17 protein-coding genes and 2 pseudogenes are annotated in these 21,950 nt (G+C 42.1%); 9 read left to right on the plus strand and 10 right to left on the minus strand.

Features of this window, described 5'->3' with window-relative positions:
* Positions 1-225: 225 nt before the first annotated feature.
* Entirely contained in the window at positions 226-2,604 is a 2,379-nt protein-coding gene (gene ppsA, locus Xish_RS17585) for a phosphoenolpyruvate synthase (RefSeq protein WP_099119113.1), read from the minus strand.
* A 189-nt stretch (positions 2,605-2,793) separates the two neighbouring features.
* On the opposite strand from ppsA, the gene ppsR reads away from it, so the two are divergent.
* The 7 genes and pseudogenes from ppsR to Xish_RS17620 all read left to right on the plus strand — a co-directional run bounded on the left by ppsR (position 2,794) and on the right by Xish_RS17620 (position 11,062).
* A complete protein-coding gene (gene ppsR, locus Xish_RS17590; protein WP_099119114.1) occupies positions 2,794-3,657 on the plus strand; it encodes a posphoenolpyruvate synthetase regulatory kinase/phosphorylase PpsR in 864 nt (287 codons plus the stop codon).
* A gap of 151 nt (positions 3,658-3,808) precedes the next feature.
* Positions 3,809-4,855, plus strand: a complete 1,047-nt coding sequence (locus Xish_RS17595) for a 3-deoxy-7-phosphoheptulonate synthase (RefSeq protein WP_099119115.1) — start codon at positions 3,809-3,811, stop codon at positions 4,853-4,855.
* A gap of 387 nt (positions 4,856-5,242) precedes the next feature.
* Positions 5,243-7,307, plus strand: a pseudogene (locus tag Xish_RS17600) (TonB-dependent hemoglobin/transferrin/lactoferrin family receptor).
* 74 nt (positions 7,308-7,381) lie between these two features.
* Positions 7,382-8,455, plus strand: a complete 1,074-nt coding sequence (locus Xish_RS17605) for a hemin-degrading factor (RefSeq protein ID WP_099119116.1) — start codon at positions 7,382-7,384, stop codon at positions 8,453-8,455.
* Positions 8,452-9,270, plus strand: coding sequence for a heme/hemin ABC transporter substrate-binding protein (locus tag Xish_RS17610; RefSeq protein WP_099119117.1), 819 nt, complete (start codon positions 8,452-8,454; stop codon positions 9,268-9,270). The genes Xish_RS17605 and Xish_RS17610 overlap by 4 nt, the downstream gene beginning before the upstream one ends.
* Positions 9,267-10,265, plus strand: coding sequence for a FecCD family ABC transporter permease (locus Xish_RS17615; RefSeq protein WP_099119118.1), 999 nt, complete (start codon positions 9,267-9,269; stop codon positions 10,263-10,265). The genes Xish_RS17610 and Xish_RS17615 overlap by 4 nt, the downstream gene beginning before the upstream one ends.
* Before the next feature lie 2 nt (positions 10,266-10,267).
* The gene (locus tag Xish_RS17620) at positions 10,268-11,062 is read left to right on the plus strand and encodes a heme ABC transporter ATP-binding protein (protein WP_099119119.1); all 795 of its coding nucleotides are present in this window, start codon (positions 10,268-10,270) and stop codon (positions 11,060-11,062) included.
* Positions 11,063-11,177: 115 nt separating this feature from the next.
* On the opposite strand, the gene Xish_RS17625 is transcribed toward Xish_RS17620, so the two are convergent.
* Positions 11,178-11,810, minus strand: coding sequence for a hypothetical protein (locus tag Xish_RS17625; RefSeq protein ID WP_099119120.1), 633 nt, complete (start codon positions 11,808-11,810; stop codon positions 11,178-11,180).
* A gap of 284 nt (positions 11,811-12,094) precedes the next feature.
* On the opposite strand from Xish_RS17625, the gene Xish_RS17630 reads away from it, so the two are divergent.
* Both Xish_RS17630 and Xish_RS17635 read left to right on the plus strand, forming a co-directional pair.
* Positions 12,095-12,979: an IS982 family transposase gene (locus Xish_RS17630; RefSeq protein ID WP_099116568.1), complete on the plus strand. Its 885-nt coding sequence runs from the start codon at positions 12,095-12,097 to the stop codon at positions 12,977-12,979.
* Between the two features lie 70 nt (positions 12,980-13,049).
* A complete protein-coding gene (locus Xish_RS17635) occupies positions 13,050-13,415 on the plus strand; it encodes a helix-turn-helix domain-containing protein (protein ID WP_099118605.1) in 366 nt (121 codons plus the stop codon).
* A gap of 121 nt (positions 13,416-13,536) precedes the next feature.
* Here Xish_RS17635 and Xish_RS17640 read toward each other — a convergent pair whose 3' ends face one another.
* From Xish_RS17640 to arnB, 8 genes and pseudogenes are all read right to left on the minus strand, one after another.
* Positions 13,537-14,016, minus strand: coding sequence for a C40 family peptidase (locus Xish_RS17640; protein WP_099118604.1), 480 nt, complete (start codon positions 14,014-14,016; stop codon positions 13,537-13,539).
* Between the two features lie 375 nt (positions 14,017-14,391).
* Positions 14,392-14,787 (minus strand): 4-amino-4-deoxy-L-arabinose-phosphoundecaprenol flippase subunit ArnF, encoded by a 396-nt coding sequence (arnF, locus tag Xish_RS17645; RefSeq protein ID WP_099118603.1) that lies wholly within the window; start codon positions 14,785-14,787, stop codon positions 14,392-14,394.
* Positions 14,784-15,134: a 4-amino-4-deoxy-L-arabinose-phosphoundecaprenol flippase subunit ArnE gene (gene arnE, locus Xish_RS17650; RefSeq protein ID WP_099118602.1), complete on the minus strand. Its 351-nt coding sequence runs from the start codon at positions 15,132-15,134 to the stop codon at positions 14,784-14,786. The genes arnF and arnE overlap by 4 nt, the downstream gene beginning before the upstream one ends.
* Positions 15,131-16,792, minus strand: a complete 1,662-nt coding sequence (gene arnT, locus Xish_RS17655) for a lipid IV(A) 4-amino-4-deoxy-L-arabinosyltransferase (RefSeq protein WP_099118601.1) — start codon at positions 16,790-16,792, stop codon at positions 15,131-15,133. Before arnT ends, arnE begins: the two co-directional genes overlap by 4 nt.
* Positions 16,793-16,797: 5 nt before the next feature.
* On the minus strand, positions 16,798-17,691 hold the full coding sequence (gene arnD / locus Xish_RS17660; protein ID WP_099118600.1) for a 4-deoxy-4-formamido-L-arabinose-phosphoundecaprenol deformylase: 894 nt from the start codon (positions 17,689-17,691) through the stop codon (positions 16,798-16,800).
* Positions 17,692-17,720: 29 nt separating this feature from the next.
* Positions 17,721-19,706: a bifunctional UDP-4-amino-4-deoxy-L-arabinose formyltransferase/UDP-glucuronic acid oxidase ArnA gene (gene arnA, locus Xish_RS17665; protein ID WP_099118599.1), complete on the minus strand. Its 1,986-nt coding sequence runs from the start codon at positions 19,704-19,706 to the stop codon at positions 17,721-17,723.
* Positions 19,706-20,683 carry an undecaprenyl-phosphate 4-deoxy-4-formamido-L-arabinose transferase gene (gene arnC / locus Xish_RS17670; RefSeq protein WP_099118598.1) on the minus strand — a complete coding sequence of 326 codons (978 nt, stop codon included), beginning with the start codon at positions 20,681-20,683 and terminating at the stop codon, positions 19,706-19,708. The genes arnA and arnC overlap by 1 nt, the downstream gene beginning before the upstream one ends.
* Positions 20,680-21,821: pseudogene (gene arnB, locus Xish_RS17675) on the minus strand (UDP-4-amino-4-deoxy-L-arabinose aminotransferase). The gene arnC and the pseudogene arnB overlap by 4 nt, the downstream one beginning before the upstream one ends.
* Positions 21,822-21,950: the final 129 nt, after the last annotated feature.

A 21,950-nucleotide genomic window follows, 5' to 3' on the forward strand; every position in this document is an offset into this window, starting at 1 on the left:
TTCACTTCATCGAAACAAATGTTTTCCAGAGTATTGCTACCTCAGCCTATAACGCCATAGGCTGGGTTCAACGAAGTATATATATTGCTGTGTGTAGTCTTTGCCTGTCAGCCCATGATAGGCTTTTTTTTTGTATTTCAAAAATCATGTGATATAGAATATAAAAGCCTGAAAGTATCTTAACAGGCTTTTATATTTGAATTAAATTATATCAGTTATTTTCAGTTAATTATTTTCAGCCAAAGCAATCCACGTTTTCACGACTGTATCAGGATTCAACGATAAACTGTCAATTCCTTCCTTCATTAGCCACTGAGCAAAATCTTCATGATCCGAAGGTCCTTGCCCACAGATACCAACATATTTCCCCTGCCGTTTAGCTGCTTGAATGGCCATGGAAAGCAATTGTTTCACCGCGTCATTACGTTCATCAAATAATTCGGATACGACACCAGAATCGCGATCTAATCCCAAAGCTAATTGCGTCATATCATTTGAACCAATTGAGAAGCCATCAAAATATTCAAGGAATTGATCTGCTAACAACGCATTCGATGGAATTTCACACATCATGATAACTTTCAAGCCATTCTCACCGCGCTTCAAACCTTGAGATGCCAATTCCGCCACCACCGCTTCCGCCTGAGCAACGGTACGAACAAACGGGATCATCACTTCAACATTAGTTAATCCCATCACATTGCGTACCCGTTTGATCGCCTCACATTCCAAAGCAAAACATTGACGGAAGCTATCAGAAACGTAACGCCCTGCCCCACGGAAACCCAGCATTGGGTTTTCTTCATGTGGCTCATACCTGTCTCCACCCACTAAGTTCGCATATTCATTGGATTTGAAATCTGATAAGCGAACAATCACACGCTTAGGCCAAAATGCTGCCGCGAGCGTTGCAATCCCTTCTGTCAATTTCCCTACATAAAATTCAATTGGATCATCATAGCCAACCATCAACGATTTAATTTGCTCTCGCAACTCAAAAGATTGTTTGGAGTATTCAAGCAAAGCACGAGGATGTACACCAATCATTCGGTTAATAATGAACTCCAGTCGAGCCAGGCCAACTCCTTCATTTGGTAAACAGGCAAAATCAAATGCGCGATCAGGATTGCCCACATTCATCATGATCTTCACATCCAATTCCGGCAGTTTATCAATTTGGGAACTCTGAATACTGAAGTCTAATTTATTCTGATAAACGTACCCCGTATCACCTTCTGAACAAGAAACCGTTACCTGTTGGCCTTCTTGCAAACGTTCAGTTGCATCACCACAACCAACAACGGCAGGAATACCCAGTTCACGAGCAATAATGGCAGCATGGCAGGTACGCCCACCACGATTAGTGACAATAGCGGCTGCCCTTTTCATGATCGGTTCCCAATCCGGATCAGTCATATCAGTGACCAGCACATCCCCCACTTGAATGCGATCCATCTCACTAAGATTGTGGATAACCTTGACAGTCCCAACACCAATACGATGCCCAATTGCTCGACCTTCTATCAATACATCGCCTTGCTCATTGAGTTGGTAACGCTCCATTACTTGCTGATTTGATCGGACAGTTTCAGGGCGAGCCTGAACAATATATAACTTGCCATTGTGCCCATCTTTCGCCCACTCGATATCCATCGGACGACCATAATGTTTCTCAATCAGCAAAGCCTGTCTGGCCAACTCCTCCACTTCACTGTCAACCAAAGAGAAACGATTGCGCAATTCCTCTGATACTGCTTCTGTACGCACTTGCTCCCCATGCTCTTTGCTATCTGCATAAACCATGCGGATTTTTTTAGAACCAAGATTACGGCGCACTATTGCAGGGCGATTGTTTTTCAATGTCGGTTTATGGACATAAAATTCATCAGGGTTTACCGCCCCCTGCACAACCATTTCCCCTAAACCATAAGCTGATGTAATGAACACAACCTGATCAAAACCTGATTCAGTGTCAATCGTAAACATCACCCCAGACGAAGCCAAATCAGAACGTACCATGCGCTGTATACCGGCAGAAAGTGCAACACCGCGGTGGTCATAACCCTGATGGACACGGTAGGAAATAGCACGGTCATTAAAAAGTGATGCAAAAACATGTTTGATAGCCACCATAACTGCATCAATGCCTTGCACATTCAAGAAAGTTTCTTGCTGTCCAGCAAAAGAAGCATCTGGCATATCTTCTGCTGTGGCGGAAGAGCGCACAGCGAAAGAGGTATCAGGCTCGCCTTCAGACAATTGCAAGTAGGCATCACGAATATCTTTTTCAAGCTGAGCTGTAAATGGCGTATCAATCACCCACTGACGGATCTGCGCACCAGCTTTAGCCAATTGATTGACATCATCAACATTGGTTTCATCCAGCAATTGATAAATACGCTGGTTCACACCACTTTGTTCCAGAAAATCATTAAATGCCTGTGCAGTTGTAGCAAAACCATTAGGAACAGACACGCCAAGTTCAGCCAGATTGGTAATCATCTCGCCAAGTGAGGCGTTCTTACCGCCAACCCGATTAACATCATTCATGCCTAATTGGTTATACCAGAGCACATTGCTTGAGGTGAGGCCACTATTGGACATTAGAAACTATCCTTTTTACATTCGGAGGTACAAATCGGAAAATTAAAGCTGCACTTCGCAGCGGGAAATAGCCTAGCACATTGTCTTGCCAGATATAGAAAGGTGAATCGATCCACCCAACAACATTATTTTTTTACGGGTATAATCTGGAAGAAATCCTAAGGGCATAACGATAAAAGAAGAGAGACAATGATAGAAATCCATTCCCCTCAAACAATAGAAAATGAAATACTGGAACGCAGCGTATTTTTTATTTCCGATGGAACAGCAATCACGGCTGAGGTATTAGGCCATGCCGTGTTATCCCAATTTCCAATTGCTATTACTTCCTATACCTTACCTTTCGTGACAAGCAAAACCAGAGCAGAGGAAGTCAGAGAACAAATAAATGCGATATATCAGCAAACTCAAATCAAGCCATTAGTTTTTTATTCCATCATTTCGGATGAAATTAAAAGCATTATTACCCGCAGCAACGGATTTTGTCAGGATATTGTGCAAACACTCGTTGCACCATTACAGCAAGAAATTGGCCTCGAACCAAAACCAGAATTACACCGAACTCACGGTTTATCTAAAAAAAATTCGGGGCAATATGATGCACGCATTGCTGCCCTTGATTACACTCTCGCCCATGATGATGGTATTTCATTACGTAACCTTGATCAGGCTCAAGTTATTATTCTTGGCGTATCTCGGTGTGGAAAAACACCAACCAGCCTCTATCTTGCCATGCAATTTGGTATTCAGGCTGCAAACTATCCTTTTACCGCAGATGATATGGATAATTTGCAGTTACCTGCCGCTTTAAAGTCCTTTCAACATAAATTGTTTGGCCTGACTATCAGCCCTGAAAGGCTTGCTGCTATTCGTGAAGAGCGGCGTGAAAATAGTCGTTATGCTTCATTACGACAATGTCGGGTCGAAATCACTGAAGTTGAGGCTTTATTCCGAAAAAATAAGATCAATTACCTGAATACCACTAATTATTCTGTCGAGGAAATTTCGACAAAAATTATTGATAGCATGGGATTAAAACGCCGTATGTTCTAATTTTAAAACATGCTTAACAATATTTATTCATGACACTTTCTCGCGCAAATATCATGATTGTCTGTTGAATTTACTGGGGGTTGAGTTATTGTAATTCCCAGTCATTCCAGACCTTATCTCAATAAGAAGTAGAATCCGAGAAAGAAAGTATATGTACAAAACAGATGAGTTAAGAACCCACCGCATTGATAGCCTGATCACACCTAAAACGCTTACAGAACAATATCCTATATCAGACAAGATCTTACAAAGCGTGACATTGTCACGAAAACGTATTGAATCCATCCTAACCGGCGAGGATCAACGTCTATTGGTTATTATTGGTCCCTGCTCCATTCATGATGTTGATGCAGCCCTTGATTATGCCTCTCGCTTACGCACCCTACGCAAAAAATACCAGCAAAACCTAGAAATCGTGATGCGAACCTATTTCGAGAAACCGAGAACCGTTGTTGGCTGGAAAGGCTTAATTTCAGACCCCATGTTAGACGGTTCTTGTCAGGTTAATAAAGGGATCTCCCTTGCCCGTAAGCTCTTAATTGACATCAATGAATTAGGCATCCCGACTGCCACAGAATTTTTGGATATGGTCACTGGTCAATATATTGCTGATTTAATTAGTTGGGGAGCGATTGGCGCCAGAACAACAGAGAGTCAGATTCACCGAGAAATGGCTTCTGCCTTGTCATGTCCAGTGGGGTTTAAAAACGGGACGGATGGCAATACACTTATCGCTATTGATGCAATACGTGCGACACGAGCCAAACATATGTTTTTGTCCCCAGATAAAAATGGACAGATGACTATTTATCAAACCAGTGGGAATCCCTATGGACATATTATTATGCGTGGTGGGAAAAAACCGAATTACAGTGCTGAAGATATTGCAGCAACCTGCCACAAATTACGTGAATTTCACTTACCTGAACGTTTGATTGTGGATTGCAGCCACGCTAATTGCCAGAAAATTCATCATCGGCAATTGGATATAGCAAGAAATATTGGTGAACAGATCCGATCTGGCTCAACAGCTATTGCGGGGGTTATGGCTGAAAGCTTTTTAGTCGAAGGAACTCAAAAAGTTATCAAGGGAGAAGCGTTGACATATGGCCAATCTATTACCGATCCGTGCCTTAGCTGGCAGGATACGGAAGAATTTATCAATATTCTTGACCAAGCCATGAGAAATCGTTCCTGAATCCTTTCCTTATTTTGGCTCCCACAGACCGTCGGAGCCAATTATCTAAAAAATAATTATTTAAAATCAAAATATTACAACACCATTTTAGGCAAAAAAAAAGAGCTTGAAGTCAACCCCAATTGAAACGATAATTATTCTCAATATAAGAATAATTACTGTTCAATATTAGTTATGGAAAAATTAGCACATCGCCAACGTTGCTACATAAGTCGCCTGCAACAGCAGATTCTCCCTGATCCACCCAACGATCCTATAAAGATCAATTGCATTGATGGTCAGCTCTGACGCTATAAAAGATCTAACAAAATCATTGTCGAATAACAGTGATATATCGGTTGATTGTGTTCATAGGAACACGCTATTTCACTATGGAAATTGACTTGCATGACTTTAATTAAATCACCAAATCTAAAACTGTCTACATTAAGTGTACTCATCTTCGCGAGTTTATCTTCTGCGAATGCCACAACAGTACCTTCGGAAACAGTACATTCCAAGAAAGAGAAATCTTCCAAAGACACTGTAACTGTCTATGCCACTGGCAACCAACGTGACAGTTTTGAAGCTCCTATGATGGTTACAGTCATTGAAGGCAATTCAGCCAGCAATCAGGTTGCAGGCAACGCAAATGATTTACTGCGCAATATTCCGGGAATTGATGTCGCTGGCGTTGGTCGTGCCAATGGACAGGATATCAGTATTCGGGTTATACCCAAAAGGGGGTATTAACGCTTGTTGATGGTATTCGGCAAGGGAGTAATACCGGACACCTCAATGGTGTGTTCCTCGATCCCGCTTTGATTAAACAAGTTGAAGTTGTCCGTGGCCCGTCAGCACTACTTTATGGCAGTGGTGCTTTGGGGGGGTTATTGCCTATCAAACCGTTGATGCCACAGATTTATTGGAAGAAGGCAAAAATACGGGTTTTCGTGTCTTTAGTCGCGCAGGTAGCGGTGATCACAGCCTGGGATTTGGGGGAGCTGCATTCGGTAAAACCGAACAGTTTGATGGGTTAGTTGCATTTGGTACCCGTGATGTGGGCAATATCCGTTTCGGGAATGGTGTAAAAGAGCATAATGACGAAACCATTGGCAACGCGGTGGTAAAAGGCTCTTGGAAAATAGACGAAAACCAAAAACTCAGCGGCAACTTGCGTTATTACCGCAATGAAGCACATGAACCTAAAAATCCACAACTGCCAAACAAAGATGACAGTCAACGGGTAGAACGCACCACTGCACAACGTGATGCTCAACTTTCTTATCAATTGAATCCAGAAAAATATGGCTGGTTAAATGCCAAAGCAGATATTTATTATTCCGATATCAATATTAATAACAGAAGCAAAGACAAGGGCTTTGAAGGCCGTAAACAAGAGACTTATGGTATAAAACTTGAAAACCGTTCCCATTTTGGAACTACTGCCTTCGCAGCACACCAATTTACTTATGGTGGCGAAGCCTATAAACAAAAACAAAAGCCAAGCAGCAGCATTGTAGAAGGTTTTCCCAACGCAAATATTCATTTCGCATCTGGCTGGATTCAAGATGAAATGACCCTGCGTGATTTACCAGTCTCATTTATTGTGGGTACACGTTACGACAATTACAAAGCCTCAAATAATAAATATGATGATATCAGTGCTGACAAATGGTCATCAAAAGGCGCCATTAGTATTACCCCTACAGATTGGTCAATGCTATTTGCCTCCTATTCCCAGGCATTCCGTTCCCCAACTATGGGCGAAATGTATAACGATTCGAAACATTTCTATATGCCTTCAAGGAAAGGCGGTCCTGGAATTACAAATTATTGGAAACCAAATCCAAATTTACGTCCTGAAAGCAATGAAACTCAGGAGTATGGTTTCGGACTGCGTTTCGATGAGTTGTTTTCCAGCAATGATGATCTGAAATTTAAAGCCAGCTATTTTGATACCCAAGCGAAAGACTATATATCTTCTACTGTGACATCCGATAGTAGGTTTACGACATCCGTTAATATTCCAAAGGCTAAAATTTGGGGTTGGGATGTTTCTGTGACGTATAACTCTGATTGGTTCTCCTGGGATCTCGCTTACAACCGTACAACGGGTAAGAATGAGAAAACTGGAGCATCTATAGAGTCACTTAGTCCTGATACTCTGACTAGCACTTTGGATATTCCATTGTCTACAACAGGCTTTTCCATTGGATGGATTGGTAAATTTACCCAACATACCAACCTCAGAGGAGTAAACGGTGATAGAAATGAACGTGGACAGAAAATCACCCAATACGCAGGTTATGGCGTCAATGACTTCTATGTCAGCTACCACGGCACCGGAACATTAAAAGGGCTAACTACCTCCGTTGTACTGGGTAACGCTTTTGATAAAGCCTATTACTCATCACTGGGCGCGCCACAACATGGCCGCAACGCCAAACTGTTTGTGAGCTACCAGTGGTAAAAGAATAAACAGCCTATTATCTCGATTTTAAATAGAAATTGTTTTTAAACACCCTTTTTAAGGAGCTAGCAACTGTGAATCAATCACTTTATGAACGTTACCTACAAGCCAAGGCAGAAAATAAAGCTAAATATGCCCGCGATCTGGCGGCTTACCTCAGCGTCAGCGAAGGAGAGTTATTGCATAGCCGTGTTGGTATCGACGCAAAACGTTTGAATATTGACGCATCGACTCTGCTTCAGGAACTGGCAACAGTTGGTGAAACCAAGGCGATTACCCGTAATGACTTCGCCGTTCATGAACATATTGGCCGCTACGAAAATACCAAATTTAGTCCACATGTTGGTTTGATCCTTAATCCGCGCGAGCTTGACCTGCGCCTATTCTTCGAACACTGGAATAGCGTTTTCTCTTTAGTTGAACCCGCCAAGAATGGTGTGCGTCATAGCATTCAATTTTTTGACCGCCAAGGCGATGCGTTGCATAAAGTATATGCCACCAGCAACACCGATATGGCTGCATGGGATGCACTGATTGAAAAATATCAGACGAGTGAAAACCCAGTGCTGAAAATCCAACCGGAAGAAGTACCTGAACATGCAGAAGTCACAGAACAACTGAAAACACAGCTAGATGAGGAATGGCGTGCCATGACTGACGTTCATCAATTCTTCATCATGATGAAACGTCACAATCTTAACCGCCAGCAGATTTTCAATGCAGTTAAAGATGATTTGGCTTATCGTGTGGATAATTCAGCGCTCACTCAAATTGTTGAAGTTGCCTATAAAGATCAAAACGAAATCATGATCTTTGTCGGAAACCGTGGTTGTGTCCAGATTTTCACGGGTAAATTGGAACGCCTGATGCCTTATCAGGAAGAAAATTCTTCTCAGAAATGGCTCAACATTTTCAATCGCAATTTCACCCTACATCTGATTGAAAGTGCTATCGCAGAAAGCTGGGTGACCCGCAAACCGACTGATTGTGGCTTCGTCACCAGCCTTGAATTGTTTGATGCCAACGGCAACCAAATCGCACAGTTGTACGGCCAACGCACTGAAGGCACTCCTGAGCAAGCCCAATGGCGTGAACAAATTGCTGCTTTACCTAAACTGCAACCAGAACAGGAAACTTGTGTAGCATGAAAAAATGGCTTCTAACATTTATGCTTGCCATCTCTTTCAATGTGTTCTCTGCTGAACGCATTGTTACCATTGGTGGCGATGTGTCTGAAATTGTTTTTGCACTTGGCGAAGGACAGCACGTTGTCGCAAGGGACAGTACCAGCCAAAATCCCAAGGAACTGCTCTCTTTACCCGATGTCGGGTATATGAGGATGTTGAATTCAGAAGGGATTCTATCCATGCGCCCATCACTCGTGATTGCAAGTGAGGCAGCTCAACCTTCTCTGGCACTCAAGCAAGTCGAAGATTCCGGTGTAAAAGTCATTAAAGTAACCAGCGAAACCTCGTTAGAAGCCGTTCCTGCAAAAATCATGACCGTCGCCAAGGCGGTCAACCAGGAAAAACGTGGTGAAGCATTGATTGTTCAATATCGGCAACAGCTTGCAAATATAGCCACGTCAGATATTTCCACCAAAATCGTCTTTGTTATGAGTCATGGAGGTATCATGCCAATGGCGGCTGGTCAGAAAACCGCAGCCGATCAAATTATTCGGGCTATTGGTGCAAAAAATGCGATGCAAGGTTTTCAGGGATACCGTCCTTTATCTCAAGAGGGTGTTATTGCCAGCAAGCCTGATTTACTGCTAGTCAGTACCGAAGGGCTAAAAACGTTAGGTGGAATGGATAAAATTTGGCAACTCCCAGGGTTAAGTTTCACACCTGCTGGAAAGAAAAAACAGGTTGTGGTTGTTGATGAAATGGGCCTGCTTGGATTTGGTCTGCAAACACCTGCTGTAATGAAACAAGTCCGTGATGCCGCGGAGAAAGTGCAATGAATCACTCCCGTTCCCCCAGTCTCGGTGTGATAGTGCTGAGCTTATTGCTACTCTTTCTGGCAATTAGTTCAGCAAATATGGGGGCATTGCCACTCTCTTTTAAAACACTGTGGGGGGCCTCTTTGGATGACCCACAGTGGCAAATTTGGTTAAATATTCGGTTACCACGTATTTTGCTGGCGATCCTTGTTGGAGGCGCGCTGGCTGTATCTGGTGCAGTAATGCAAGGGTTATTCCGTAACCCTCTGGCCGATCCTGGGCTATTAGGGATCAGTAGTGGTGCAGCACTTACCGTCGCAATGTTTATTGTGTTGCCTTTCGCTTTACCTGCCAGCATTACGTTGTACGGACATATTATTGCAGCGTTTATTGGCAGTTTATTGGTATCATCCCTGATATTCATTCTTAATAAATATAATCACGGCAACCTGTCAAAGTTACTCCTTGCAGGCATCGCCATTAATGCACTATGTGCGTCATTTATTGGCGTATTGAGTTATATCAGTAACGACCAACAATTACGCCAATTTTCCATTTGGATGATGGGTTCACTCAGCCAAATCGAGTGGCCAACATTAGCTATTGCTGCATCACTCATCATTCCTGTTTGTATACTGGCAATCAGTCAGTCACGTAAACTCAATTTGTTGCAACTGGGAGATGAAGAAGCGCACTATTTAGGCGTTAACGTCCAGCGCACCAAATATCAATTATTGCTGTTAAGTGCCTTATTGGTTGGATGTGCGGTTGCTTTGACCGGTGTCATTGGTTTTATTGGCTTAGTCATTCCACACCTTGCCAGACAGCGATTTGGGGGAGATCATACTTGGCTATTACCGATATCTGCTCTGGGTGGTGCATGTCTCCTGTTAAAAGCCGATACATTAGCCAGAACACTTGTTTCCCCTGCTGAAATGCCAGTAGGCCTTATCACTGGTTTGATCGGTGCCCCCTATTTTTTATGGCTCATTCTTAAGCCATCAAGAAACCGTTGATAATGGAGCCGATCATGTCAAATAATTTACTGGAAGCGCAAAATTTAAATTATTTCATCGGGCAGCGCCAGATAATCAAGGATGTTTCCCTTTCCCTGCACCAAGGGGAAGTTGTTGCAATTATTGGTCCAAACGGGGCGGGAAAATCAACACTGTTACGTCTATTGACTGGCTATATCCCACCCAGTTCAGGAAATTGTCTGTTAAAAGGAATGCCTATTTCCCGCTGGCCAACTCAGCAACTGGCTCGCATTCGTGCAGTCATGCGGCAATATAGCGCCCTCTCCTTTCCTTTTAGCGTAGAGGAAGTCATCGCTATGGGACGTGTTCCCCATGAAAATGCCCACAAAAAAACCGCCATTGATGAAGCGATTGCACTGACAGAGTGTGAAGAATTGAGAAACAGGAATTATCAGCAATTATCAGGGGGAGAACAGCAACGGGTTCAACTGGCCAGAGTTTTAACTCAACTTTGGCACCCTGAACCGACCGAATCTTGTCTGTTTTTGGATGAACCCACGTCAGCATTAGATCTTTATCACCAGCAACATACATTGCGATTGGTTCACCGCCTGACACGAAAGCATCCCATTGCTGCCTGTTGTGTACTACATGATTTGAATCTGGCATCACTTTACGCCGATAAGATTATCTTATTGCACAAAGGCCGATTAGTTGCTTCCGGTACTCCACAAGAGGTACTGCGTGACGATATTCTTAAACAATGGTATCAAGCCGACTTGGGTGTTATGCAGCATCCTGAAACTCATCAGCCACAAATCTATCTCCGGCAATAAAAGGTTAGCGTTTATTCCCTTTTTATAATGCGATACAGATAAAAAAGGCAAACTTTGTTGTGATCGGCAAATTTTGCCTTGAATAAGTAAAAATTGGACTCAAAATAGTTTGAAATTAATGAATATTTTTAGAAATACGTTGCTTACGGGCTGAAGGCAAATACCAAAGTGTAGCAATAAGACACAGGGCATACCCCAACATTTCACAGCCTTCTTCCACCATATTTTTAACCGTCCGGTTAAAATGTTCATCCATCAAACCCTGCCACAGCGCCCCCATGCCAAATAAACGGGAAAACACCAGTACACACAACAGGCCACAAGCCATCATAGAATAACTTTGGTGACGTGTGAAATGGACAAGTCCAGAGAGAGTTTGTTGCCCATTTTTGCAGGCATACCCAATACAGACTAAAGCGAGCGGGATCGCAAACCATGACCATGCACCATGAAAGAGGAGATTATCAAAATAGATGTCTAATTCTCTAATCAGAAGACAACTGAAAAAACCAGCCATTAATATCAATGACGGGCGTAACTTTACATTTTTCTTAACTTCATAAAACAGCAAAACAGCAATAACCAACAAAGTTAACTCCTGAAAAACCTCAGTCAATGAATCCTCATGCACACCATTTTTCAGGTAATTAACATCCAGAAAGAGTAAACCTGTAACTCCTGCTATCACTAATGCGTAAAAAATAAAAAAAACCAGCTTTTTGGTTAAATAGATAATATACGGCTGCATTACATCCTCGTTTATAATTTATAATGCGGGGCATAATACCACTTACATTAAAATCTGATGAGCATCTGGTGCGGTGGTTTATTTTATAAGCGAAAAAATAAATCATAGATAACAGCTATTAACCTGAAGCCGCACATTTTGCGTATACGATAAAAAAGAAATTCTTAAAATGGCTCGCACAATAACATAGCTAACCCGAATTCTGGATAAGAAATTGACGAGAAGCCTGTTCCAGGAGCAAAGTTTTGGTGCACACCGAAAACAACTCCGAGGGGGAACAGGCTATGGACAAGTTAGTTGAAATTTTCTGTGATGTCGATGATTTTTGCCGTTTTTTCATTCCTCAATGGGAACAATTTTGCCTTGAGAGTGGGCATCGTTTACGCCGCCGACAAGGTCATATGTATCCCAGTGAAATCATGACCATTTTGATCCTTTTTCATATGTCGCATTACCGTGATTTTAAAAATTTTTATTTGAAACATATTTGGCAATACCACCACCGCGACTTCGCCACTTTACTCAGTTATACCCGTTTTATCAGCGTTGCCCCTTCCGTTTTGGTGCCATTATGCAGCTATCTGACTCAATTAAAAGGGAAACCCACAGGCATTGCTTTTATTGATTCCACCAGTTTGAGTGTCTGCCATAACATTCGCATCCCTCGACATAAGGTCTTTGCGGGGATCGCACAGCGTGGAAAAAATTCAATGGGATGGTTTTATGGTTTCAAATTACACTTGGTTGTCAATCATCAGGGGGAAATTCTCGCGCTTAAAGTCACGGCCGGTAATGTGGATGATCGGGAACCGGTTCGCGAATTAACCACAGAATTAATGGGTTCTCTTTACGGCGATAAAGGTTATCTGAGTCAGGAATTGGCGGACGATTTAGCCAACAGCGGTGTCACTTTCATCACGAAAAAACGGCGTAACATGAAAGCCCGTATGCAAGCTGAGTGGGATAAGATAATGTTAAAAAAGCGTTTTATCATTGAAACGATTAATGGCCAATTAAAATTAATTTCTCAGATAGAGCACTCTCGCCACCGAAGTATAAGAGGATTTATGTTGACCGTTTTAGGTGGACTGATCGCTTACTGCCTTAAATTGAAAAAACCATCACTGAAAGTTTTCTACTCAGAAGACGCTGTTCCAATGATGGCTTAAGCAGAATTCGGGTTAGCTAATTATTTATCAATGTATTTTTAGCAAAATCCCACCTATGTGGAAGGTAAACATGTTAGAAAATATTATCAACGATATTGTAAGATGGTTAGAAAGCCAACTTCAACGGAATGAAGGTATTAAAATAGATGCTATAGCCCACAAAAGTGGTTACTCAAAATGGCATTTACAACGAATTTTTAAGGAATTAAAAGGCTGTACTTTAGGTCAATATGTGCGCCGTCGTCGTCTCCATGAAGCAGCCAGATCTTTACGTGAAGGCAATTTACCCATCCTTGACATTGCGCTTCAATATGGTTTTAGCTCTCAAGCTACATTTACCCGAATATTTAAAAAACATTTTAATACTACACCCGCTAAATTCCGGGAAAACGGACATCTGCCTGAGTTGAAGACGTTCCTACATTGTGAGGAATAAACCTCATAAAGAATAAGTATTCTAAAATAGAGATGCCGCAAAAAATAAGTACACAACCCAAAATAGCGCCAATATTGCGGAACTCTATTTATAATGGAACAATGATGAAATGGAAGTGACGTTAAATCCTACGGGCTTGCCAAAAAACACGACGCCAATATACATTATCAAGAGAAGAGCGTATTACGCCTTTACTTGTAGATGCATGAATAAACTGGTTGTTAGTATCATAAATGCCCACATGTAACTCACTTTTTCCACTACCGATTTTGAAAAAAACCAGATCGCCTGGCATCAGATCATCTTTACTTATCCGCGTGCCTATGTTCATTTGTTCACTTGTTGTGCGAGGAAGCTGGATATTAAAGCGATCAGAAAAAGTTCGGTACACAAAACCGGAACAATCAATACCATGCCTATCCATTCCACCATAACGATATGGCGTATTCTGCCATCGTTTGAGTTGATCTTTTAACTGAGCAATAACCATTATCGGATCAGAGAGAGCAACCTTTAGTGGAGAGGAATTAGGCCTGGAAACAGGATTGGTACAACCAATAAGAAACAAGCTGGATAGAAAAAATAAACACCTCAATTTCATTGTCAACCCCCGCCATTACTCACTATTTATTATACTGAATTTTCTGAATTACTATTTTTGCTCATTTTAGTGCATTTAAGGTTGTTTTGGCTATTTTGGGATTACCAGCACCCTAAATGGCTCCCCTTTGTATTGTGAAAATTTAAACTGGAGAGCATCATAGGTGGCCTACTATAGCATAAAAAAACGCCCACGCGCAGACGACACTGTCCGCTATCGTTGCCCTATTGGTGTTATGTAGTGCTCAATAACTTTCGGACACATTTTTAAAAAAGGTCATGTATTCAAAATGTTGCTCACCCTCGAATTAACGTCCTTCGTTGGGTGACAAAATCAACGTTTGATTTCCACCGAAATATTATGCGGTAACCATAATCAATGAGATTGTTTTTTTTCTGGTTTGCTGATTAACCAAATACCCAATAAGATAAAAAAAACGCCCGACGTTTTTAACAGTGAAATAGTTTCACTGAACCAAGGTAATAAAGCCGCCATTAAATAAACAAAGGCGTAACTCAAACTAATAATAGGGTATGCTTTATTCAATGGCAGATATTTCAATGTAAAAAACCAACATAACATGGATAATATATAACCCGCCAATCCTGCCATAATCATCAGCAAAGGATTGTGATTTGCCCAAAACCAGTTGATATCCAGCCAATGCATTGATAACGAAAGTTCCGGCAGATGGGCAACTCCCCACTTCAATAACAATTGCGCTACAGTGATCAGCAAGACACTCGCCATCCCCCAAAGATAACCTTTCATTGACTCAAACTCATCAATAAGATGCCAAACATAATGGCAAAAATCCCCATCCAGTGCTTTAACCCCACCTTTTCCTGATACAGGAATTGTCCAATCAAAGTCACTATGACAAAATTTATACTCAGCAGAGGGTAAGCGATACTCAGTGGCAGAAATTGCAATAATCGCAACCAAAATATCATCCCTATACCCAACAGAAGAATAGCACTGGACAACCATATGACCATAGATACCACCTTATGTGGGGTATCTTTTTTCTGCCAACAACTAACCGCCTGTTTCTGGCATAATTGCCCCGCACAAGTCAGTAAGCTAACCAAAATCAATAATGTTATATTGCTGATCATGACTGTTTCTTGTAAATCACAAGCACTAATCTATGATTACGCCGCACAAAATCTGGTTTCGGCAATTCAGACAACTCACCTCCTGAGGGCAATAGAAAAACAACAGCGACTTGACCTTTTTTGCGTGTTTCCGCCAACCATGCAGGGAATTCTTTCTCTGTGATGTATCGGTATCGGCTGTCAGGGTAATCAAGCCCGTATTCTAATTCCCCTGAACGATCAAGCAGGTAAATATCACTGCGCTTTAATTCCCACGCAATCGCCGAACCCACGCCAACCGATTGGGTCAAAATATATTGACTGTCAGCTAACTCTTTTTCGTTTTGTTGAATAAAGTGCTGAGGAAGTTTGGAGTTGATTGTCTTGTCAGGCAATGCACTACCTATGGATAAGCTGAGCATAATTGAACAAGCAGCGGCCCATAACCAATATTTACCATCGTGAATAAAGCAAAGAAAACCAATTCCCCCCCAAACGCCAAAGGCAATAATTCCCATAATCCATTTCAACCATTCATCGGGTTGATAAAGTGGGGGAGCCTTTAAAGTTTCCATAGCAAAAAGGGTTAAAATGGCGAGTAATCCGATAAAAACATTTATCAATCCATTTATTTTCAATGCCTTCATTTTGCCATTTTTGGCACAATCGACACCATATTTTGCCATCATCAATGCTAAAGGGCCGATAAAAGGTAAAACGTAAGTCGGCAGTTTTCCTTTTGCGATGCTAAAAAATATAAATGGAACAACAAACCAACAAAACAAGAAAAACATTTCCGGGTGATTTTTTTTCTCTTGCCAACTTTTGATTAAAGCACCTGGCAGTAATCCTAACCACGGAATAACCCCTAAAATTAATACGGGCAAGTAATACCAAACAGGCGCAATATGCTGAGCTTTTTCAGAAGCAAAACGCTGTATATGCTCTATCCAAAAGAAATAATGCCAGTAATCCGGCTCACGCACAGCAATCGCGATCACCCACGGCATGCTGATCAAAATAGCAAAAATCACGGCAAGAGGCCCAAAACGAACCATTGTCCAAAAGCGTTTCTGGTATATCGTGATGGGTATCATGGTCATCACGGGTAGTGCCAATGCCAGAAATCCTTTTGTCATAAAAGCCATACCACAGGCCAAACCCAAAACAGACCATGCCAAAATTTGTTCTCGGATCGTCACAGCCTTAAGCGCCCAATAACAGCTCACAATCCCTGCTGTAACCCATAAAGAAAACATGGGATCAAGGACACTGTAAGTGCCAATGGAAAAAACAATAAACATGGAAATATAAATCAGGCTGGAAACGAAAGCCGTCTGGCGACATTGCCACATCATCATTGCCAAACGATGGAGGAGAAATGTGCTGATTAGGATACTAAGCACAGAGCCAAAACGAACAGCAAAATTACTGTCTCCAAAAAGCCACTGGCTAATGTTGTTGATCCAATATCCTGCTACTGGTTTTTCAAAATAGCGAATATCCAAGAAGTAAGGTACGATCCAATCTCCACGTTGCAGCATTTCCCGACTAATTTCAGCATACCGAGTTTCATCCGGTTGCCATAATAGACGACTATTTAGAGGCAATAAGTAAGTAAGAACAAAAAAAAGAGCCATCAGAACGGCTCCTGCTTTACTCGTCCGCGTGTTCAACATCTGTGTTATACCTCTTGTTGGCAGCCTAACCAGCCTTCACGACCAGGAAAACACGAACGAACAATTTTCCCAACAGGGAGCGTATCCCTATTTTCCGGTAACAAATGGCTTAATTTACAAAACTGAATATTTTGTTGATGGAGCATATCCAGCAATGTCGCAAACTGTTCAGATTTCGACATACCTTCGACTTCGGTATGGATCGTATAAACAGGAACTCCACGATCACTTTTAATCGCGTCAAGGATAAAGTGATTAAAATCTGCATCGCTGACTTGTGTTCCAACAACTTCATCATAGGTAGGTAATGTGACAGGAATTTGTACAGTTCCCATTTTTCCATCGGGCAAAAGTGGCCTGAATGGATGTGTTCCGCGGCAATCACTGTTGTAATCAAAACCAAAACGCTGTTTAACAGCCAGAACATGCTCATCGGCTCGCCAACCCGCAACGGCTGAGCATGTAACGGCTTTCCCAGTTGCCTTTTCCAAAGCATCAACACCTAACTTCACTTGTTCTGCTAATTCATTCTCCGACCAACGCCCTACTTTTGCCTGCCAACCTTGATGATCCCATGCATGTAAACCAACTTCATGGCCTGCATCCATTGTTTGTTTCATCAAATACCCTAAATCTTTTGCAATCTTTTTCCCCGGCCAGGCTGTACCAGCCAACAAAATATCCAGACCATAGAGAGACACTGCATTTGATCTCAACATCTTCCAGAGAAACTTCGGTCGTAACAGGCGCCATAAATGGCGCCCCATATTGTCCGGCCCAACACTGAAGAAAAAGCTGGCTTGAATATGGTGCTTTTGTAAAACTTCAAGCAACCGTGGTACACCTTCCTTAGTGCCTTGATAAGTGTCCACATCAATTCTTAAACCAACTTTTTTCATTACGCTATTCCCGTTTTACAATTGATTTTTCAATCATTCCCTTTGGATTCTTCAACTGCTCCACGCAGAAAGAAATCCAATGTTTCATCAATGGTTTGCTTCATATCAATAGTGGGTTTCCAACCTAACAGACGCTCGGCGTTTTTAATGCTGGGTTTGCGGTGTGCAACATCCTGATAGCCTTGCCCATAATAACTACTGCTCTCAATCTTCTTGAATCCAGCAAATGGGGGGAAGTGCCCTCGCAACGCATGTTTCTCAAAGCTATCTAATAACATTTCGGCCAACTGGCGGATGCTTGCTTCATTTGTTGGATTACCGATATTGATTATCTGGCTATCGCATAACCCATCCCGATTTTCGATGATCCTAAACAGTGCTTCAATGCCATCATGGATATCAGTGAAACAGCGTTTTTGCTCTCCCCCATCCACCAATTTAATCGGTGAACCTTCCACCAAGTTCAAAATTAGTTGGGTAATGGCTCTTGAACTCCCAATACGCGCTGAATTTAGGTTATCCAGCCTTGGCCCCATCCAGTTAAACGGGCGGAATAAGGTGAATTTCAGGCCATCTTGTGTGCCATATGCCCAAATAACTCGATCAAGTAATTGTTTTGAAACTGAATAGATCCAACGCTGTTTATTAATAGGTCCAATAATCAGACGTGAAGTATCTTCATCAAATTCTTTATCATCACACATACCGTAAACCTCGGATGTGGATGGGAAAACAATCCGTTTATTGTACTTAACACAATAACGAACAATTTTAAGGTTCTCTTCAAAATCCAGTTCAAAGACTCGCAAAGGATTACGGGTATATTCAATCGGAGTTGCAATTGCCACTAATGGCAGGATGACATCACATTTTTTGATGTGATATTCAATCCACTCGGTATGAATGCTGATATCACCTTCGATGAAGTGAAAGCGAGGATTGCCAATAAATCGTTCAATGGCAGAAGAGCCAATGTCCATCCCGTAAATATCATAATTGCCATCACTCAACAATCGTTCAGTCAGGTGATTACCAATGAATCCATTGACGCCCAAAATGAGTACACGCTTACGACGACTGACTTGGGTTGTCGCTCTGGGACCAACATAAGCCCCAGCTACAATGCCTATCTCAAGAGCTAATCGATTACCTTGAACATAAAGCCCCGCCTCCCCCTGGCCGCTAATAATTTCCAGTGCACCATCACCACAAGCAATCACAAATGGATCAGCCGAGATTACAGTGCCTGGGCGTTTTCCGTGGGATTGATTAAGTGGGCGTGAACGCCAAATCGTAATCTTACGCTCACCGAGAAAAGTAAATGCTCCTGGATATGGCTCTGTCACTGCCCTGACTAAGTTATTAATTTCTTTGGCAGATCTATTCCACGCTATTTCACCATCTTCGGCGGTGCGGCGGCCAAAATAAGTTGCCTGGCTTTCATCCTGTGGAATTGACGGATAATGACCTGATTTTATTTGCGGCAGAATGTGATCCAATAATTCAACTGCTGCTTCGCGTATTTTTCCATGAGCTATCAAGGAAGTATCATTGTCAGCAATTGGTACAGCCTGCTGCGCGATGATATCTCCCGCATCTGGCTTTTCCAGCATTCTATGTAATGTTACACCGGTTTCGGTCTCTCCATTGAGTACCGCCCAGTTAACCGGAGCACGACCACGATATTTCGGTAACAAGGAGCCATGAAGGTTAAATGAGCCTTTTTCAGCCAGTGACAGAATTTCCTGACTCAGCATATTGCGATAGTAAAAAGAGAAAATGACATCGGGTTTCATCTCACGAATGCGTTCAACCCAAAGCGGGTGATTCACATTTTCTGGTGCAAACACGGGTAAACCCAAATCAGCACCGATACGTGCAACAGAGGAGAAAAAATGATTTTCATTTGGATCATCAGTATGAGTAAATACCGCCTGAACATCAAAACCCGCTTTTACTAATGCATTAAGTCCGACACAACCAATATCGTGATAGGCAAAAATAACTGCTTTCATTAGCTTTCTTCCTGATTATCGTTAGTCTTCTTAACTCCGACCACTTTTTGAATAAAATAGCGCGGACGAGCACGAACATCGTTATATATGCGACCAATGTATTCACCCAACAGTCCCATGGCGACGAACTGTGCTCCGATGAACATAAAGAGAATAGCAAACAGGGTAAACACCCCTTCAGCAGCCCACATTGAACCAAATATAAGGCGTAAAACAATCAATAACACCGCCAATAAAAAACCTGCTATGGCAATGATGCTTCCCGCTACACTTAATAACCGCAATGGTGCAGTTGTTAAGCACGTCAGAAGGTCATACATCAGGTTTATCAGTTTCATAAAACTGTATTTGGAGTCCCCAAACTCACGCTCTGCATGGGCTACATCAATCTCTACTGTTCTGCGTGCAAATGTGTTGGCAAGGATGGGAATAAACGTGCTGCGTTCATGGCATTGAAGCATCGCACTTACAATGTGACGTCGATAGGCGCGCAACATACAACCATAATCGCCCATTGAACGCCCTGTCGCTTTGGTTATCATCGCATTGATTATTTTAGAAGCAGTTTTACGGAACCAAGAATCTTGACGATGAATACGACGTGTACCCACAACGTCATATCCTTCTTCTGCCGTTTTAACTAAACGAGGGATTTCTTCTGGCGGGTTTTGTAAATCAGCATCAAGTGTAATAACCAGATCACCATCAGCTTGATGGAAACCAGCCATAATTGCTGAATGTTGTCCATAATTACGGTTAAGCAAAATCGCAATCACATGATTTTCTGGAGATTCAGCCGCCTGGGTTAAGATCTCGGCGGAACTATCATGGCTGCCATCATCAACCAAAATTAATTCGTATTTCTGTTCTAATTTTTGGCACGCTGCGAGAGTTCTTTCCAGCAACTGGGGTAAACTGTCTTCTTCATTGTAAACAGGAATAACGACTGAAACTTTTTTGATCTTCTCAAATGTCACTTACTACGCTCCGAAAGAATTTCAGTTATCACATTCACGACACGATCTACATCGTCATTGTTCATATCTGGGAAAGAGGTAATGAACAAAGTGTTGACGAATTCCACTCAGATACAGGCAGGGAAAGTTGTGGATAACGCTCACGATAATATTTTTGTGTGTGCGCGGCCCTGAAATGCAAACCTGTGCCAATATTTCTGTCCTTTAAGCGTGCCATAAAAGTATCGCGGTCAATACCACAGATACTTTTGTCAACACGTACCATAAAAAGATGGTGGGAATGCAAATGCGCATATTCGGGAACTTTCAGCATTGCAAGGGTGAATCAATAAGAGCATCAGAATAGCGAGCCACCAATTCCCGACGACGTTCATTCATTGATGCCAGTTTGCCTAGTTGCACAACTGCCATCGCCGCATGAATATCTGACAGGTTGTATTTAAACCCTGGCTCAATCACTTCCGCTTGAGGTTTCCTACCCTGAATTTGCCTATCAAAAGCATCCACCGCTAAGCCATGAAATTTTAGACAACGGATCCGTTGGGCAAGCTCATCATCATCTGTAACGAACATGCCACTTCTGCACAGGTCATGTTTTAATAGCATGAAAAGAAAAGATTGCGGTTCCCTGCTCTCCGACCCATTCATTTTTATAACGGGTGCCGACCGCATGGGCTGCATCTTCAATCAGGGGAATATTAACTTCTTGAGCGACAGCGCGAAGAGCGTCAAGGTCACAAGGCGCTCCCGCATAATGGACGGGAATTATTGCTCTGGTTTTGGGGTAATCGATTTTTTAATTGTTTCTGCACTGACCATCAATGTATCACGATCAACATCAACCATGATAGGCTCAGCACCCAACAAACAAATCATATTGATAGTGGAAACCCAAGTTTGGGAAGGAGTAATGACTTCATCACCTGGGCCTATACTAATGCCAACAAAGCCAAATGCATTCCCGCTGTAGCAGAACATAGAGCAATAGCATGTTTGCATCCAAACATAAGAGAAAAATCTTGCTCTAACTGATGGTTTTGTGGGCCTGTGGTAATCCAACCTGAATATAAACTTTCTCTACCGCTTCTATCTCTTCTCTGCCAATTGCAGGACGAGAAAATGGCAAAAAACTATCCATAACCGCCTTGTGCCTTGTATATCCTAATTGTTTTATAATTGAATAATCTTAAATGATGATTTTTTAACAAAACATCAACGGAAAACAAATTATGGTCAACCAAACACCAAAAGCAGATAGCAAGCAATA

This window comes from Xenorhabdus ishibashii (genome assembly GCF_002632755.1).
Lineage (GTDB): Bacteria > Pseudomonadota > Gammaproteobacteria > Enterobacterales > Enterobacteriaceae > Xenorhabdus > Xenorhabdus ishibashii.

What these genes read in the sequence shown, in the direction of transcription:
- Xish_RS17615 (WP_099119118.1), top strand. Translation starts at nt 9,267, where the DNA reads ATGAATCACTCCCGTTCCCCCAGTCTCGGTGTGATAGTGCTGAGCTTA.
- Xish_RS17635 (WP_099118605.1), top strand. Translation starts at nt 13,050, where the DNA reads ATGTTAGAAAATATTATCAACGATATTGTAAGATGGTTAGAAAGCCAA.
- Xish_RS17630 (WP_099116568.1), top strand. Translation starts at nt 12,095, where the DNA reads ATGGACAAGTTAGTTGAAATTTTCTGTGATGTCGATGATTTTTGCCGT.
- arnT (WP_099118601.1), bottom strand. Translation starts at nt 16,792, where the DNA reads ATGTTGAACACGCGGACGAGTAAAGCAGGAGCCGTTCTGATGGCTCTT.
- Xish_RS17620 (WP_099119119.1), top strand. Translation starts at nt 10,268, where the DNA reads ATGGAGCCGATCATGTCAAATAATTTACTGGAAGCGCAAAATTTAAAT.
- arnA (WP_099118599.1), bottom strand. Translation starts at nt 19,706, where the DNA reads ATGAAAGCAGTTATTTTTGCCTATCACGATATTGGTTGTGTCGGACTT.
- arnD (WP_099118600.1), bottom strand. Translation starts at nt 17,691, where the DNA reads ATGAAAAAAGTTGGTTTAAGAATTGATGTGGACACTTATCAAGGCACT.
- arnF (WP_099118603.1), bottom strand. Translation starts at nt 14,787, where the DNA reads ATGAAAGGTTATCTTTGGGGGATGGCGAGTGTCTTGCTGATCACTGTA.
- Xish_RS17625 (WP_099119120.1), bottom strand. Translation starts at nt 11,810, where the DNA reads ATGCAGCCGTATATTATCTATTTAACCAAAAAGCTGGTTTTTTTTATT.
- arnE (WP_099118602.1), bottom strand. Translation starts at nt 15,134, where the DNA reads ATGATCAGCAATATAACATTATTGATTTTGGTTAGCTTACTGACTTGT.
- Xish_RS17595 (WP_099119115.1), top strand. Translation starts at nt 3,809, where the DNA reads ATGTACAAAACAGATGAGTTAAGAACCCACCGCATTGATAGCCTGATC.
- Xish_RS17610 (WP_099119117.1), top strand. Translation starts at nt 8,452, where the DNA reads ATGAAAAAATGGCTTCTAACATTTATGCTTGCCATCTCTTTCAATGTG.
- ppsR (WP_099119114.1), top strand. Translation starts at nt 2,794, where the DNA reads ATGATAGAAATCCATTCCCCTCAAACAATAGAAAATGAAATACTGGAA.
- Xish_RS17640 (WP_099118604.1), bottom strand. Translation starts at nt 14,016, where the DNA reads ATGAAATTGAGGTGTTTATTTTTTCTATCCAGCTTGTTTCTTATTGGT.
- ppsA (WP_099119113.1), bottom strand. Translation starts at nt 2,604, where the DNA reads ATGTCCAATAGTGGCCTCACCTCAAGCAATGTGCTCTGGTATAACCAA.